We start from the raw sequence: 1,174 nt of genomic DNA on the forward strand, positions 1-1,174 counted from the left end.
TGGCGGCGGCGTTGACACCGGAGGTGGACGCGGTACTGGCCCGGCATCCGCTGCGGGAGCTGGTCACCACCTCCGACCCGCTGCCCCTGCTCGTGGAGCGCGAACGCGCCCTGTACGGCGCCTGGTACGAGTTCTTCCCCCGCTCCGAGGGCACCCCCGAGCAGCCCCACGGCACCTTCCGCACCGCCGCCCGCAGACTGCCCGCCATCGCCGCGATGGGCTTCGACGTCGTCTACCTCCCGCCCGTCCACCCCATCGGCACCACCCACCGCAAGGGCCGCAACAACACCCTCTCCGCCACCCCCGACGACGTCGGCGTCCCCTGGGCCATCGGCTCCCCCGAGGGCGGCCACGACACCATCCACCCCCAGCTCGGCACGATCGACGACTTCGACCACTTCGTCGCCGAAGCCGCCCGCCAGGGCCTGGAGGTCGCCCTCGACTTCGCCCTCCAGTGCTCCCCCGACCACCCCTGGGTCCACAAACACCCCGACTGGTTCCACCACCGCCCCGACGGCACCATCGCCCACGCCGAGAACCCGCCCAAGAAGTACCAGGACATCTACCCCGTCGCCTTCGACGCCGACCTCGACGGACTCGTCGCCGAGACGGTCCGCGTGCTGCGCCACTGGATGGACCACGGGGTGCGGATCTTCCGCGTCGACAACCCCCACACCAAACCCGTCGTCTTCTGGGAACGCGTGATCGGCGACATCAACCGCGCCGACCCCGACGTGATCTTCCTGGCGGAGGCCTTCACCCGCCCCGCGATGATGCACACCCTGGCCCAGATCGGCTTCCAGCAGTCCTACACCTACTTCACCTGGCGCAACACCAAGCAGGAACTGACCGAGTACCTCACCGAACTCTCGGGGGACGCCGCCTCCTACATGCGGCCCAACTTCTTCGCCAACACCCCCGACATCCTGCACGCCTACCTCCAGCACGGCGGCCGCCCCGCCTTCGAGGTCCGCGCCGTCCTCGCCGCCACCCTCTCCCCCGCCTGGGGCATCTACAGCGGCTACGAACTCTGCGAGAACACCCCCCTGCGCGAAGGCAGCGAGGAATACCTCGACAGCGAGAAATACCAGCTCAAACCACGCGACTGGGCCACCGCCGCCCGCGAGGGCACCACCATCGCCCCCCTCATCACCCAGCTCAACACCATCCGGCG

General features: G+C 69.6%; 1 pseudogene. It reads left to right on the forward strand.

Annotated elements, in window-relative coordinates:
- Nucleotides 1-1,174 (forward strand): annotated as a pseudogene (locus tag EBH09_RS00050) (alpha-1,4-glucan--maltose-1-phosphate maltosyltransferase); the annotation flags it as partial.

This window comes from Streptomyces sp. E2N166 (assembly GCF_003671715.1).
Lineage (GTDB): Bacteria > Actinomycetota > Actinomycetes > Streptomycetales > Streptomycetaceae > Streptomyces > Streptomyces thinghirensis.